At 73.9% G+C, this 14,795-nt stretch carries 11 protein-coding genes; 8 read left to right on the forward strand and 3 right to left on the reverse strand.

Annotated features, from left to right (window positions below; genetic code table 11):
- Window position 1: 1 nt before the first annotated feature.
- Together M1O15_RS01995 and pdhA are read right to left on the reverse strand one after the other, a co-directional pair.
- Entirely contained in the window at window positions 2-982 is a 981-nt protein-coding gene (locus M1O15_RS01995) for an alpha-ketoacid dehydrogenase subunit beta (protein ID WP_248631403.1), read from the reverse strand.
- 1 nt (window position 983) lies between these two features.
- Window positions 984-2,156: a pyruvate dehydrogenase (acetyl-transferring) E1 component subunit alpha gene (gene pdhA, locus M1O15_RS02000; RefSeq protein ID WP_248631404.1), complete on the reverse strand. Its 1,173-nt coding sequence runs from the start codon at window positions 2,154-2,156 to the stop codon at window positions 984-986.
- Between the two features lie 340 nt (window positions 2,157-2,496).
- Here pdhA and M1O15_RS02005 point away from each other — a divergent pair, with 340 nt between their 5' ends.
- From M1O15_RS02005 to M1O15_RS02015, 3 genes are all read left to right on the forward strand, one after another.
- Window positions 2,497-3,174: a response regulator gene (locus M1O15_RS02005; RefSeq protein ID WP_248631405.1), complete on the forward strand. Its 678-nt coding sequence runs from the start codon at window positions 2,497-2,499 to the stop codon at window positions 3,172-3,174.
- 63 nt (window positions 3,175-3,237) lie between these two features.
- A complete protein-coding gene (locus M1O15_RS02010) occupies window positions 3,238-3,681 on the forward strand; it encodes a pyridoxamine 5'-phosphate oxidase family protein (RefSeq protein WP_248631406.1) in 444 nt (147 codons plus the stop codon).
- A gap of 117 nt (window positions 3,682-3,798) precedes the next feature.
- The gene (locus M1O15_RS02015; protein ID WP_248631407.1) at window positions 3,799-5,001 is read left to right on the forward strand and encodes a phosphotransferase; all 1,203 of its coding nucleotides are present in this window, start codon (window positions 3,799-3,801) and stop codon (window positions 4,999-5,001) included.
- 27 nt (window positions 5,002-5,028) lie between these two features.
- Here M1O15_RS02015 and M1O15_RS02020 read toward each other — a convergent pair whose 3' ends face one another.
- Window positions 5,029-6,726 carry a protein kinase domain-containing protein gene (locus M1O15_RS02020; protein ID WP_248631408.1) on the reverse strand — a complete coding sequence of 566 codons (1,698 nt, stop codon included), beginning with the start codon at window positions 6,724-6,726 and terminating at the stop codon, window positions 5,029-5,031.
- A gap of 491 nt (window positions 6,727-7,217) precedes the next feature.
- Between M1O15_RS02020 and M1O15_RS02025 the strand changes: the two genes are divergently transcribed.
- The 5 genes from M1O15_RS02025 (at window position 7,218) to M1O15_RS02045 (ending at window position 14,680) form a co-directional block, all read left to right on the forward strand.
- Window positions 7,218-8,882 carry a protein kinase domain-containing protein gene (locus tag M1O15_RS02025; protein WP_248631409.1) on the forward strand — a complete coding sequence of 555 codons (1,665 nt, stop codon included), beginning with the start codon at window positions 7,218-7,220 and terminating at the stop codon, window positions 8,880-8,882.
- Window positions 8,883-9,202: 320 nt separating this feature from the next.
- Window positions 9,203-10,141, forward strand: coding sequence for a hypothetical protein (locus M1O15_RS02030; RefSeq protein WP_248631709.1), 939 nt, complete (start codon window positions 9,203-9,205; stop codon window positions 10,139-10,141).
- A 108-nt stretch (window positions 10,142-10,249) separates the two neighbouring features.
- Window positions 10,250-10,894, forward strand: a complete 645-nt coding sequence (locus tag M1O15_RS02035) for a PadR family transcriptional regulator (RefSeq protein WP_248631410.1) — start codon at window positions 10,250-10,252, stop codon at window positions 10,892-10,894.
- Between the two features lie 172 nt (window positions 10,895-11,066).
- Window positions 11,067-11,828 carry an ABC transporter ATP-binding protein gene (locus tag M1O15_RS02040; RefSeq protein WP_248631411.1) on the forward strand — a complete coding sequence of 254 codons (762 nt, stop codon included), beginning with the start codon at window positions 11,067-11,069 and terminating at the stop codon, window positions 11,826-11,828.
- On the forward strand, window positions 11,825-14,680 hold the full coding sequence (locus tag M1O15_RS02045) for an FtsX-like permease family protein (protein ID WP_248631412.1): 2,856 nt from the start codon (window positions 11,825-11,827) through the stop codon (window positions 14,678-14,680). Before M1O15_RS02040 ends, M1O15_RS02045 begins: the two co-directional genes overlap by 4 nt.
- Window positions 14,681-14,795: the final 115 nt, after the last annotated feature.

The following is a 14,795-nucleotide window of genomic DNA, read 5'->3' on the forward strand; positions in this document are numbered from 1 at the left end:
CTCAGTACGCGAGCGCGCGGTCGACGGCGTCGAGCACCCGGTCCAGCCCCGGCAGGTACTCCTCCTCCAGCCGCGCCGGCGGATAGGGGGCGTGGTAGCCGCCGACCCTCAGCACCGGGGCCTCCAGGTGGTAGAAGCACCGCTCGGTGATCCGGGCGGCGATCTCCGCGCCGGAGCCGAAGAACACCGGGGCCTCGTGCACCACGACCAGCCGCCGGGTCCGCTCCACCGAGGCCTGGAGGGTGTCGAAGTCGATCGGGGAGACCGAGCGCAGGTCCACCACCTCGATCGAGCGGCCCTCCTCCTCGGCCGCGGCCGCCGCCTCCAGGCAGACCTTCACCATCGGGCCGTAGGCGGCCAGGGTGAGATCGGTGCCGCCGCGGGCCACCCGGGCCTTGTGCAGCTCCCCGGGGATGGCCTCGGTGTCCACCTCGCCCTTGTCCCAGTAGCGCCGCTTGGGCTCGAAGAAGATCACCGGGTCGTCGGACTGGATGGCCTGCTGGAGCATCCAGTAGCCGTCCGAGGAGTTCGACGGGGAGACCACCTTCAGACCGGCGACGTGCGCGAACAGCGACTCCGGGGACTCCGAGTGGTGCTCCACCGCGCCGATGCCGCCGCCGTAGGGGATGCGGACGACGACCGGCATCTTCACGGTGCCGAGCGCCCGGGCGTGCATCTTGGCCAGCTGGGTGACGATCTGGTCGTACGCCGGGAAGACGAAGCCGTCGAACTGGATCTCCACCACCGGGCGGTAGCCGCGCAGGGCCAGCCCGATCGCGGTGCCGACGATCCCGGACTCGGCGAGCGGGGTGTCGATCACCCGGTCCTCGCCGAAGTCCTTCTGCAGCCCGTCGGTGATCCGGAAGACACCGCCGAGCTTGCCGACGTCCTCGCCCATGATCAGGACCTTGGGGTCGGTCTCCAGGGCGGTGCGCAGCGACTCGTTGAGCGCCTTGGCGAGCGGCATTTTCGTCACGGCCATGTCAGTTCCCCTCGGAGTCGGCGAAGGACGCCTGGTACGCGGCGAACTGCGCGCGCTCCTCGTCGACGAGCGCGTGCCCGTCCGCGTACGTGTGGTCGAACATCGCCATGTCGTCCGGGTCGGGCATGGTGCGCACCGCCTCGCGCACCCGCTTGCCCAGCGTCTCCGACTCGGCCTCCAGCTCCTCGAAGAAGGCCGCGTCCGCGTGGCCCTCCTTCTCCAGCAGGGCGCGCAGCCGCAGGATCGGGTCCTTGGCCTCCCAGGCGGCCCGCTCGTCGTCCAGCCGGTAGCGGGTCGGGTCGTCGGAGGTGGTGTGGGCGCCCATCCGGTAGGTGAACGCCTCGACCAGGGTGGGGCCCTCGCCGCGCCGGGCGCGCTCCAGCGCCCAGCGGGTGACGGCCAGGCAGGCCAGCACGTCGTTGCCGTCGACCCGCACGCCGGGGAAGCCGTAGCCCTGGGCGCGCTGGTAGAGCGGCACCCGGGTCTGGCGCTCGGTCGGCTCGGAGATCGCCCACTGGTTGTTCTGGCAGAAGAAGACCACCGGGGCGTTGTAGACCGCGGAGAAGGTGAAGGCCTCGGCCACGTCGCCCTGGCTGGAGGCACCGTCGCCGAAGTAGGCGATCACGGCCGAGTCCGCGCCGTCCTTGGCCACGCCCATCGCGTAGCCGGTGGCGTGCAGCGTCTGCGAGCCGATGACGATCGTGTACAGGTGGAAATTGTTGCTGTTGGGGTCCCAGCCGCCGTGGTTCACGCCACGGAACATCCCGAGCAGATTGGCCGGGTCGACCCCGCGGCACCAGGCCACACCGTGCTCGCGGTAGGTCGGGAAGACGTAGTCGTCGTCGCGCAGCGCCCGGCCGGAGCCGATCTGGGCGGCCTCCTGGCCGAGCAGCGAGGCCCACAGGCCCAGCTCGCCCTGGCGCTGCAGGGCGGTGGCCTCGGCGTCGAAGCGGCGGGTCAGCACCATGTCCCGGTACAGCCCGCGCAGCTCCTCGGGCCCGAGGTCGATGGCGTACTCGGGGTGCGTCACCCGCTCACCCTCAGGCGTCAGCAGCTGTACGAGCTGGGGCTCGGTCGCCGGCGCCTGGGCGCCCGCGCGGCCTTTCGTCGCGCTCGCGCTGGTGCGCTTGACGCTGCGTCGCGGCTTGCGCGCGGCAGTGCCTTCCACGGTCACGTGCGTGCTCCTCCGTCGGTCCGGCCCCCGGGGTCCGCCGGGAAGGCCAGTGCGGCTCGCCCGCTTCCGTCCGTGGCACACGGGGTGGGTGGCCTCGGAGACGGGAAGCAGGCGTGACAGGTGCCCCGGCGAGTCCTGTCACAGGCAACTTACCCAGTACGGCGCATTCCTGCGAAACCCCCTTTGACCTGCAATTTTGCTTGGATTTCCAAGTAAAACGAGCAAGTGGGACGAGCTGGGGGGACAAACGACTGGTCAGGGCCTTGCGGGCAGCCGGAACACGGGCACGGTAGCCCGCGCACCCCGGGCATGGGAAGAGTGAGTGTGTGAGACTGATTCCGTGCGCGAAGACGGAAATATCAGGGTTTTCCTCCTTGACGACCATGAGGTCGTCCGGCGCGGCGTCCACGAAATGCTCACCGTCGAGCCCGGTGTCGAGGTGGTCGGCGAGGCCGGCACGGCGGCGGACGCGCTGGTCAGGATCCCGGCTACTCGTCCGGACGTGGCGGTGCTGGACGTCCGGCTGCCGGACGGCAGCGGGGTGGAGGTCTGCCGCGAGATCCGATCCCGGGACGACTCCGTCAAGTGCCTGATGCTCACCTCCTTCGCGGACGACGAGGCCCTGTTCGACGCGATCATGGCGGGTGCATCCGGTTATGTCCTGAAGGCGATCCGCGGCCATGAACTGCTCGCCGCGGTACGGGAGGTGGCGGCCGGCAAGTCGCTGCTGGACCCGGTGGCCACCGCCCGGGTGCTGGAGCGGCTGCGGGACGGCGGCCGCCCCCGCGGCGACGACCGGCTGGACGCCCTCACCGAGCAGGAGCGGCGCATCCTGGAGCTGATCGGCGAGGGGCTGACCAACCGGGCCATCGGCGAGCGGCTGCACCTGGCCGAGAAGACCATCAAGAACTACGTCTCCAGCCTGCTGGCCAAGCTCGGCATGGAGCGCCGCAGCCAGGCCGCCGCCTTCGTCGCCCGCCGCCAGGTCGAGCGCGCCTCCGGCACCCACGGGACCTAAGTCCCGGTCGCGGAGGTCGGGGTACCCCTGTGCCGCCCGACCCCGCGTGCCGACAGTGGAACCATGCACTCCGCCGCCCCGCACCCCGAGGGACCACCGACGATGCCGGACGGGCTGGCCGAGGCGCTCGCGCTGCTGCGCCGGGTGAGCTGGGGGCGGCTGGCGATGACCCGGCAGGCGATGCCCTTCATGGCTCCCGCCGGCCATCTGGTCACCGCTGACGGAGCCGTACTGCTGCGGCTGCACCGCGCACTCGGGCGGCCGGGCGCCTACGACGGCGGGGTGGTCGCCTACGGCGCCGACAACCTCGGCTCCGGCGACCGCGGCTCCGGGGCCCGGGCGCTCTGGTCGGCCCAGATCACCGGGACCGCGCGGCTGGTCGAGCCGGCAGCGGCCGAGGGCGCCCCGTTCGGGCCGCCGCCGCGACGGGCGGACGGGATGCCGTACGAACCGGTGTACCTGCGGATCGACCCCCAGTTCGGCACCGTACACACCCTCGACGGCTGACCGCGCACCGGATATCGCTTCCGACCCCGGCGCGCCACCACACGCCACCCCTGGCGAATTCGCCCTGCATGCGGACAGCGACCAATCCACCACACAGTGTCACCTAACATATGGCAAGTGCCGCGCTCATCTGTCGCCCCCCTCGCTCCCCCGGTGAACGCGCTGCTGCGCCGCTACGCCGACGCCGGTGAACCGCTCTCCTGCGTGCCGGTCGCCCAGGGCCTGCTCAACCGGGGCTACCGGCTGGCCACCAGCCGGGGCTCCTACTTCCTCAAGCAGCATCTGGACGCCCGTACAGCCGACCGCGCCACCATCGTCCGCCAGCACCGGGCCACCGAACGGCTGGGTGCCCTCGGCGTCCCTGTCGCCCCGCCGCTGCCGGACAGCGAGGGCCGTACGGTCGCCATGGTCGACGGCCACTGCTACGCGCTGCACCCCTGGGTGGAGGGCAGCCACCGGGGCGGCGCCCAGCTCACCGCGACCGGCTCCCGCCGCCTCGGCGCACTCCTCGGACTGGTCCACACCGCCCTGGAGCAGGTCATGGCGGCCACCGAGGGGCCGGCGGACGCCCCCGGCGACGGCGAGCGGCCGACCACGGGCGGGGAGGCCGCGGGCGGGGAGTCCGCGGGCCGGACGGTTACGGGCTGCACGGACGCCGACCGGGAGGCAGCGGACCGACCGGCCATGGACCGCACGGACGCCGACCGGGCGGATGCCGACCGGACGGCAGCGCACCGGGAAGCCGCGAGCCGGGACGCCGCGGACCCGGAGCAGAGCCTCCGCCTGATCGACGAACTGCTCGCCCTGGCCCGTGGCCGGCGGCGCCGGGACGCCTTCGACGAGCTGGCCGAGTACCGGCTGCTGGAGCGGCGGCGGCTGCTCGCCGAGCACGCCCACCGGCGCCCGCCGCCCGCCTGCGCCGGGGGCTGGGTGCACGGCGACTTCCATCCGCTGAACCTGCTCTACCGGGGCGCCGAGCCGGCCGCGATCATCGACTGGGACCGCCTGGGCGTGCAGCCCCGCGCGGAGGAGGCGGTCCGGGCGGCCGCCATCTTCTTCGTACGGCCCGGGGGCACCCTGGACCTGCCGAAGGTACGGGCCTACGCCCGGGCCTACCGGCGCTCGGCGGGCGCCGAGCCGGCCGAGCTGGCCGCCGCGGTGCACCGCGTCTGGTGGGAGCGGCTGAACGACTTCTGGATACTGCGCTGGCACTACCAGCGGGACGACGCCAGGGCCGACCCGCAGTTCCCCGCGGCGTCGGCCCTGGCGGTGTGGTGGACGGGCGAGTACGAAGCGGTGCGCGACGCCTTCACGTCCTGAGACCTCTGACGCCCCACAGCGGGGCCGTCAGGGGGTGGTCCCCTCCGTGGCGGCACCCTGGTTGGCGGTGCCGTCCACCGTGGCGCCCTGGTTGGCCGTCCCGTCCGTGGTCTGGCCCTGGTCGGTGCCGCCGTCGGAGGTCTGGCCCTGGTCGGTGCTCCCGTCCGTGGTCTGGCCCTGGTCGGTCTGGCCGTCCGTGGTCTGGCCCTGGTCGGTCTGGCCGTCCGTGGTCTGACCCTGATCGGTGCCGCCGTCCGTGGTCTGGCCCTGGTCCGTGCCGCCGTCGGTCGTCGTCCCCGGGTCGGACGGGGTGCCGCCGGACGGCTCCGGGTCCTGGGTGCCCGGGTTGGAGGGGCGGCCCCAGTTGGTGTTGCCGTTGTTGTTCCAGCCGCCGCTGCCGCTGCCGTCACCGGTGCCGCCGCCGGTGGTGCCGGTCTGCGGGTCCTCGGACTTCTCGGACTTGTCCGGCGACGGAGAGGGCGTCTTCTTGTCGCTCGGCTTCGGCGCCTCGGTGACCGTGGAGGGCTTGTTCTCCTTGGGGGTGTCCGGCTTGTCCTTGGGGCTGAGCGCGTACGCCACGCCAGCGACGATCGCCACCAGCGCCAGCGCCAGGAAGAGCAGCACCTTGCCGCGGCCGCCGCCCCGCTTGGCCGGCCGGCGGTCGTAGCCGTATCCGCCGTCGTCCGGGTTACGCGGCGGCAGGACCTGCTGCTGGGCGGTGCCCTCATGGGCCGGGTAGATGTCCGCGCCGCCGATGACCCGGGTGCGGTCGCCCTCGTGCAGGGTGACCGCGCCGGTGTTCCAGGTGCCGGTGTGGCTGCCCTGCTGCTGGAGCATCGACAGCCCGTACTGGACCAGCCCGCGCATCTCCTCGGCGCTCTGGAACCGGTCGTCCGGGTCCTTCGCCAGGGCGCGCATCGACAGCCCGTCCAGCTCCGGCGGCGCCACGTCGGATACCTCCGACGGCGGCACCGGGGTGTCCTGGACGTGCTGGTAGACCACCGACAGCGGGGTCTCCCCGGTGAACGGCGGCCGCAGCGCCAGCAGCTCGTACAGCAGGCAGCCGGTGGCGTACAGGTCGGAGCGGTGGTCCACGGCCTTGCCGAGCGCCTGCTCGGGCGAGAGGTACTGCGGGGTGCCCATGACCATGCCGGTCTGGGTCATCGTGGACTGCGCCCCGTGCAGCGCGCGGGCGATGCCGAAGTCCATCACCTTGACCGCGCCGCCGTGCGTGATGATCACATTCGCCGGCTTGATGTCACGGTGCACGATGCCGTGCTGGTGGGAGTAGGCGAGCGCCTCCAGCACACCGGAGACGATGATCAGCGCCTGCTCCGGCGGCGGGGCCTCCGCGTCGATCAGCAGGTCGCGGATGGTGCGGCCCTCGACCAGCTCCATCACGATGTACGGCACGGACTGGCCGCCGACCACGTCCTCGCCGGAGTCGTAGACCGCGACGATGGCGTGGTGGTTGAGCCCGGCGACGGACTGCGCCTCCCGGGTGAAGCGCGCCTTGGACACCGGGTCCTCGGCGAGGTCCGCGCGGAGCAGCTTCACGGCCACGGTGCGGCCGAGCCGTACGTCCTCCGCGGCGAAGACCTCCGCCATGCCGCCGCGACCCAGCCGGTGCGTCAGCCGGTAGCGGCCGTCCCCGACGAGTCCGCCGACGCCCCAGTCCGAAGAGTCCGACATCCCGCCGCCACGTGCCTCGGAATCGGATGCCATCAGTCCTCGCCGTCGTTTCTGTCCGCTTGCTTCGCGCGTGCGGGGTGCCGCCGTGTCTTCAATGGGTGGTGCGGGTCTTCACGGAGTGGCCGGCGCGGTGCGGGTGCGCTTACCGGGTATGCCGTCCTGGTGCGGCGCGTACCGGGTGGAGCGCCGCGGTTCTCCGACACGCCACGCTACAGCCTCCGCGTGCCACGCCGGTCCGGGATTGACCGGCCATCCAACCGCTTCCGCGTGCGCCTGTGCAAATTGTCCGCCGCTTCCATGGCGGTGCGGTCCGGGTCCGGTAACCGTTCCGCGACGCTCCTGGCGCGTACGGTCACGGAACGGGCACCGCCGCTTGACGTGCCCGCGCCCTGGGGCAGACTGACCCCCGTAAGAGAAGGCACCGGAGCACCACGGACATCGGCGTCACCGGGATCACCGGAGTAACCGACGTCACCGGGCAACGCGCCGCGGCCAGGCCCGCGCGACGGGGGAGTCACGAAGAGATGAGCCAGGACGGCGCACACGGCCGCGACGGCGCACAGGGGCGGTACGCGGGCGGCTCGGTGGCCGGCGGCCGCTACCAGCTGCGGGACCTGCTGGGCGAGGGCGGCATGGCCTCCGTCTACCTGGCCTACGACACCGCGCTGGACCGCCAGGTCGCGATCAAGACCCTCCACACCGAGCTGGGCCGGGAGGCCTCCTTCCGCGAGCGCTTCCGCCGGGAGGCGCAGGCAGTCGCCAAGCTCCAGCACACCAACATCGTCTCGGTCTTCGACACCGGCGAGGACACCGTCCGCTTCGGCGGCTCCACCCCCGACGGCTCCGTCATGCCGTACATCGTCATGGAGTACGTGGAGGGGCGGCCGCTCGGCTCGGTGCTCGCCGAGGACGTCCGGCAGTACGGGGCGATGCCCGCCGACAAGGCGCTGAAGGTCACCGCGGACGTGCTGGCCGCGCTGGAGACCAGCCACGAGATGGGCCTGGTCCACCGGGACATCAAGCCGGGCAACGTGATGATGACCAGGCGCGGCGTCATCAAGGTGATGGACTTCGGCATCGCCCGCGCCATGCAGTCCGGGGTCACCTCGATGACCCAGACCGGCATGGTGGTCGGCACCCCGCAGTACCTCTCCCCCGAGCAGGCGCTCGGCCGGGGCGTGGACGCCCGCTCCGACCTGTACTCGGTCGGCATCATGCTCTTCCAGCTGCTGACCGGGCGGCTGCCGTTCGAGGCGGACTCGCCGCTGGCCATCGCCTACGCCCACGTCCAGGAGGAGCCGGCCGCGCCGTCCTCCATCAACCGCGCGGTCACCCCGGCGGTGGACGCGCTGGTCGCCCGGGCGCTGAAGAAGAACCCGAACGAGCGCTTCCCCAACGCCGCCGCCATGCGCGACGAGTGCCTGCGGCTGCTGTCCGCGCTGTCGGCCGGGCACACCGCGGCGCCCTCCATCGTGCCGAACGCCCCGCAGGCCGCCAGCGGCTCCGGCGTCGGCTCGGCGGTCTTCCCGCCGGTGGACCAGGGCACCCCGGCGCCCGCCCCGCACAGCGTCCAGACGCCCTACCAGCCGGGCCCCGCCCCGCACAGCTACGGCGTCCCCACCCCCGCGCCCTCCTACGGCTACCCGCAGCAGCAGCCCCCGGCCTACCACACCCCCGGCCCGGCCCCCGCCCCCTACCACCTCGCCCCCCAGCCCACTCCCCTCCCCACTCCCCCCAAGAGGCGGAACACCCCCCTCCTCATCGGTGCGGCCGCGGTGGTCCTGATCGCGGTGATCGGCACGGTGGCGGCGCTGAGCATGCGGGGGAACGACGACCCGGGCACCACCGGAGCCGGCGGCACCACCCCCTCCGCGGGGACTCCCTCCAAGTCCGCCGAACACCGGCCCCCCGAGCGCCACCGCACCATGAAGACCACCGTCTGCTCCGACGCCACCGAGGACTACGACGACCCGGAGAAGGTCCAGGCCCCCGACTTCCGCTACAAGGACGTCCTGTCCGTGAAGGCCTGCCTCCAGGCCGCCGGCTGGAAGATCGACGAGAAGGAGACCGACGACCCCCGCTACGCGGAGGACCAGGTCATCTCCCAGTTCCCCCTCCCCGGCACCGCCGTCGACCCCAGCGACCAGACCTTCCAGATCACCATCGCGACAGGCGACGACCCGGAGTAACAGGCCCGGGCCCCCGGCCCCCGGCCCCTGGCCGCTGTCCCCGGCCGCCGTCCTCTGCCGAGGACGGTCTCTGGTCGGGTTCGGGGTGCCTGCGGCTGACCGGCCTCCGGTCGGGTTCATGGTGCCCGGGGCTTACCGGGGGTCGACCGGTTTCCCTGGGCGCCGGTGTGCCTGAGGGCAGCGCCCCTCCGTCCCGTTCCCCCCGCTGGGGGGCGTACGGCGTCTTCGGGATGCCGTGCGGCGGGGGGCGTGTGACGCTGAGTCCGTTCTCAGTCCGTCGTACGGCTCCTCGGCAGCCCGGCACGGGAGGGGGTCACCCGGTGGCTCCAAGACGCGGCTCACGGTGCGCGGTGGTCATCGCGGCCCTGGCGCTGACCACCTGCGGCGCGGGCACCGAGCGGCCCGCCCAGGCACGCGAGTCCGCCGGTCCCCCGGCCGCCCGGGCCTCGGGACCCGCGACCGGTCCGGCCGCCGGACGGGCGGGGGCCGGACCGAGGACCGCCGCGGAGGGCATACGGCCCGGGGACGGACCCGGCGGCGACGCGGACGACGGCGGCCCCGACCGTACCTCCGGCTCCGGCCCGCACCGTACCTCCGGCTCCGACGCCGACTCGGCCCAGCACGGCGGCACGGGCGACGGCACGGCCCCCTGGCGGCGCTGGGACCCGGAGGACGGCGCCCCCTGGGCCGGTGGCGCCGAACCGTGGCGCGGCTGGGGCCCGGCCGCCGGCCACGGCAGGCGGCCGACCGGCGGCCCCGGTGCCGACCGCCCCGCCCCCGCCGACGACACCCCCGGCCCCTCGGCCGCCCCCGGACGCCGCCCCCCGGCGGCCCCCGCACCCGTCACCGGCTCGCCGTCCGCCTCCACCTCCCCCTCCGCCGCCGGCCGGGGCGGGGGCGGAGCCGCGCGCCCCAGCCCGTCACTGGCCGGGCGGCACGCCGGCGAGGGGCGGCCCCGGCCCGGGCGCCCCGACCCGCCGCGGGAGGAGGAGGGCCGCGAGGAGTCCGTCCGTGCCGAATCGGAGACAGAGCCCGAGCCCCTCCGGCGCCACCGGACGCACGGGGAAGCGGTACCGGAGACGGAGTCCGCCGCCGTGTCCGAGCCGCGCCGCACCCCGCCGGCCGCCGCCTACGAGACCTCGACCCGGGCCGCCGGAACCACCCCTGACCGGCAGATTCCCGTACTGACGCTGGGGGTCGGGCTCGCCATGATGGGGCTCGGACTGGGCTTCCTGGGGCTGCGCATCCGGCGCCGCTGACCCGGCCGCCCCGGCCTCCCGTACCGCCCGGGTCCCCCTCAGGACGGACGCCCGGGATCCCTCTGAGGTCGCTTGTCGGCTCCGGCATACCCGGTATACATACTGAGTATGTCGATCCGCCACGGGCTGCTGGCCCTGCTCGAACTCGGGCCCCGGTACGGCTCTCAGCTCCGCTCGGAGTTCGAGTCCCGCACCGGTGCCACCTGGCCGCTCAACGTCGGCCAGGTCTATACGACCCTCAGCCGGCTGGAGCGCGACGGACTGGTCGCGCAGGGCGGCGAGGACGACGCCGGCCACGCCCTCTACGCCATCACCGACACCGGCCGCGACGAGCTGCGCAGCTGGTACGCCCAGCCGGTGGACCGCACCAGCCCGGCCCGGGACGAACTGGCGATCAAGCTGGCCATGGCGGTCGGCGCGCCGGGCGTGGACATCCGGGAGGTGATCCAGTCCCAGCGCCGCCACACCGTGCAGGCGATGCAGGACTACACCCGGCTGAAGGCCCGCGCCCTCGACGCCCTGGAGAGCGGCCGGTCGCAGGAGCGGGACGACGTGGCCTGGCTGCTGGTCCTGGAGCAGCTGATCTTCCAGACCGAGGCGGAGGCCCGCTGGCTGGACCACTGCGAGGCCCGGCTCATCCGGATCGCCGCCGCCTCGGCCGCCGCCCCGCCGCCCCGCACCGGGGACCCCGCACCGCCGCCGGGCCCGGTCGCCGAGACGGCCCGCCCCCGCGCAGGCCGCCGCCGCACCTGACCGGCACCACCACCCGTACCTCCGCCGCACCGGCGACCCGGGCCCACCCCACGGCACCGCCGCCCGTACCGGCGCGGCACCGCACACCTCCATCCGCACATCCATCCGTACGTACGCGCACGCCCCGGCCCACACCCGGCGGCGGCCGTACCCCCGAGGGGGACCGATTCCCATGCCTTCACCGCAGCCCGTGCTGCAACTTCAGCAGCTCGCCCGTGTCCACGGCACCGGCGCCACCGAGGTGCACGCCCTGCGCGGCATCGACCTCGACGTCCACCCCGGCGAACTGGTCGCCGTGATGGGCCCCTCCGGCTCCGGCAAGTCCACCCTGCTCACCATCGCCGGGGGACTGGACACCCCCACCTCCGGGCGGGTGCTGGTGGAGGGCACCGACATCACCACCGCCGGCCGCAAGGCGCTGGCCGCGCTGCGCCGCCGCAGCATCGGCTACGTCTTCCAGGACTACAACCTCATCCCGGCGCTGACCGCCGCCGAGAACGTCGCCCTCCCCCGCGAGCTGGACGGTGTCTCCGCCCGCAAGGGACGCACCGAGGCCCTGGCGGCGCTGGAGGAGATGGGGCTCGGCCACCTCGCCGACCGCTTCCCCGACGAGATGTCCGGCGGCCAGCAGCAGCGGGTGGCCATCGCCCGCGCCCTGGTCGGCGACCGCCGGCTGGTGCTCGCCGACGAGCCGACCGGCGCCCTGGACTCCGAGACCGGCGAGTCCGTGCTCGGACTGCTGCGCACCCGCTGCGACGCCGGCGCCGCCGGGGTGCTGGTGACCCATGAGCCCCGGTTCGCCGCCTGGGCGGACCGGGTGGTCTTCCTCCGGGACGGCGCGGTGGTCGACCAGACCGTCCGCTCCGGCGCCGACTCGCTGCTGGCCGGCCAGGGCTCCGGCCGGGGCGGTCGCGGTCAGGCGGTCGAGCGGTGAACGGCTGGTTCCACGGCTGGCGTGCGGCGGTGCGGATAGCCCGCCGCGACGCCTGGCGCTCCAAGGGGCGCTCCTTCCTCGTCCTCGCCATGATCGCGCTGCCGATCATCGGCGTCAGCGCCGCCAATGTGACCCTGCGGACCTCGGAGCTGTCCGTCGCCGAGAAGGCGGACCGCACGATGGGCGCCGCCGACGCCCGGCTCTCCGACGCCGGCTACGGCGGGGTGCCGATCTACCAGGCGCCGAACGGGCAGGACACCATGCCCGTCAAGTCCTACGAGGACCAGCCGTACCCCGACGGGGACGCCGACACGGCCAAGGCCGTCCCGGCCGGGGCCCGGGTCCTGAAGGACACCAGCGGCACCGCCAAGGTCCGCACCGAGCACGGCTCGCTCCATGTGAACGTCCGCGAGCTGAAGGCCACCGACCCGATGGCCCACGGCATGGTGACGCTGCTCGACGGCCGCTTCCCGCAGAAGGACGACGAGGTCGCCGTCACCGGGCAGTTCCTCAAGGAGAGCGGACTGTCCGCCGGCTCCCGGCTCACCGTGCGCAACATGGACCGGACCTATCTGATCACCGGCGCCTACGAGCTGCCGGGCGACCTGGCCGCCAACGAGGTCAACGCCCTCCCGGGGGCGCTGCTGACGCCGCTGGACCAGGCGCTGGAGGCCCAGGGCATGTCCGGCACCGGCCAGAACACCACCTATCTGGTCGACGTTCCCGGTCCCGGTGGTTTCACGTGGAACATGGTCGAGCAGGCCAACACCAAGGGCGTGAAGGTCGAGTCCCGGGCGGCCCTGCTGAACCCGCCGCCGCGCTCCGAGGTGAAGCTGTACCAGCACCCCGACTGGGTCGACTACGACAGCAGCGGCGAGGCCAACACCGCCATGCTCGCCTCCCTGGCCACCATCGTGGGCCTGGCGATGCTGGAGATCTGCCTGCTGGCCGGCCCCGCCTTCGCCGTCGGCGCCCGCCGCTCCCGGCGCCAGCTCGGCCTGGTCGGCGCCAACGGCGGCGACCGCCGCCACATCCGCTCCATCGTGCTGGCCGGCGGCCTGGTGATCGGCGCCGCCGCGGCCGTGGTCGGCACGGTGCTCGGCGTCGCCCTCACCGTGGCGCTGCGCCCGCTGCTGGAGGACTGGCTCGGCAAGCGCTTCGGCGGCATCGACCTGCGCCCGCTGGAACTGGCCGGCATCGCGCTGCTCGCGGTCCTCACCGGGCTACTCGCGGCGATCGTGCCCGCGGTCACCGCCTCCCGCCAGACCGTGCTGGCCTCGCTCACCGGCCGCCGGGGGGTGCGCCGCAGCAACCGGATCCTGCCGGTCGTCGGCCTGGTCGCCGTGCTGCTCGGCGCCGCCATCGCGCTGTACGGCTCGGTGGTCACCGACCAGTTCATCCTGGTCGCCGGCGGCAGCGCGCTGGCCGAACTGGGCGTGGTCGCCCTCACTCCCGCGCTGGTCGGGCTGTTCGGCCGGGTCAGCCGCTGGCTGCCGCTCTCGCCGCGGCTCGCGCTGCGCGACGCGGTACGCAACCGGGGCCGCACGGCACCGGCGGTGGCCGCGGTGCTCGCCGCCGTCGCCGGCACGGTCGCCGTCGCCACGTACCAGGTCAGCAGCGAGGCCGAGCACCGGGCCGGCTACGAGGCCCGGATGCCGAGCGGAGCCGTCTCCGCCCTGCTCACCCAGGGCGACGGACGGGACGCGTCCGCGCTGCGCGACGCCGTACGCCGGGACCTGCCCGTCGACCTCACCGCGGACCTCGGCCGGCTCACCGTCGGCCGGGCGGGCTGCGAGATGTACTCGGAGGCCAAGGGCTGCGGCTATGTCGAGGTGGTCACCCCCAAGGTCAACGAGTGCCCGCTGTGGGTGACCGACGCCGACGGCAACTCGGCCTCCGACCACATGACCCCGGCCGAACGGCGCAAGCTGGGCAAGGACTGGCGCTGCACCGCCCAGGCCGGAAGCATCGGCGAAAGCGGGCTGGTGGTCGGCGACGCCTCGCTGCTGAAGGTGCTGAGGATCGACGACCCCAAGGCCGAGCAGGCGCTCAAGGAGGGCAAGGTCGTCTCCTTCCACCGGCCCATGGTGGACCAGAAGACCGGGAAGCTCTCGGTGCGGCTGGTCCCCGACCGCGGGGAGGCCAACGAGGCCGCCGCCGCCGAGAAGGAGCCTCCGGGCAAGGTCGTCGCCCTGCCCGCCTACCAGGCCCCCGACAGCGTCGAGTCCTACGACGTGGGCGGCATCGTGCCCGCCGCCGCGGTCAGGCAGGCCGGGATGACCATGGCCCCGCTCGGCGCGTACCACTCCACCGACGCCCTGCCCAGCAGCCGGCAGCGGCAGAAGCTCGACCAGGACCTCGACCGGCTCGGGGCCGATGTGGACCTCTACGTCGAGGAGGGCTTCACCGGCGAGAAGAGCATCGTGCTGCTGGCGCTGACCGTCTTCGCCGGGCTGATCACCATCGGCGCGGCCGGGATCGCCACCGGACTGGCCCAGGCCGACGCCGAGGCCGACCTCAAGACGCTGGCCGCCGTCGGCGCCCCGCCGCGGGTGCGCCGCAGCCTCAGCGGCTTCCAGTGCGGGGTGGTCGCCCTGATGGGCGTGGTGCTCGGATCACTGGCCGGGCTGCTGCCGGGCATCGGCCTCCGGCTCACCGAACGGCGCCAGTCGGAGAAGTGGTACAGCGAGATGCTGGACCAGGGCGGTATGGCGGACGCCCCGTACACTCCGGTCGTCATCCCCTGGCAGACGCTCGCCGCGCTGCTGGTGCTCGTCCCGCTGGGCGCCGCGCTGCTGGCCGCCGTGGTCACCCGCTCCCGGGGGGCCCTCGCCCGCCGCGAGGCCGGCTGACCGGCCCGGCCACCGGCCTGCGGCCTCCGGGCCCTTCGGGCAGGCCGCGGCAGGGGCGGGTGCCCCCGTACGAGGGTGGATCACCCTTGTACGGGGGCACACCCAGTGATGACGC

The sequence above is a fragment of the Streptomyces lichenis genome (genome assembly GCF_023218175.1).
GTDB classification, from domain to species: domain Bacteria; phylum Actinomycetota; class Actinomycetes; order Streptomycetales; family Streptomycetaceae; genus Streptomyces; species Streptomyces lichenis.